This window comes from Herbidospora sp. RD11066, from assembly GCF_054661255.1.
Map to the genome: position 1 here is coordinate 1 of NZ_BAAGDO010000281.1, position 250 is coordinate 250.

1 protein-coding gene is annotated in these 250 nt (G+C 42.0%); it reads left to right on the forward strand.

Annotation, left to right across the window (positions count from 1 at the left end):
• Positions 1 to 21 precede the first annotated feature (21 nt).
• Positions 22 to 250: hypothetical protein (locus ACYQ78_RS39920; RefSeq protein WP_459806201.1), on the forward strand; the 229-nt coding region annotated here is incomplete at its 3' end.

A 250-nucleotide genomic window follows, 5' to 3' on the forward strand; every position in this document is an offset into this window, starting at 1 on the left:
ATCAGAAATCACATAACAAGAATGATGAAAGGAGTAAGCGACTACCTAAAGATGTCAACTGATCCAACAGCCTCAGCTGCAGCAACATCACTAATCAACTCTGTTCTACAACAACTCGGTCAAGCTACAAAAACCCTTGCTGATCACGTCATCAAGCTAGGTGTTAGTGGTGGTCTTATTACCACCATCCTTCAATGGTTCGCGTTTTTCGCAGCAGTTTATTTGTTGGTATTGGATCGAACAAACTGGA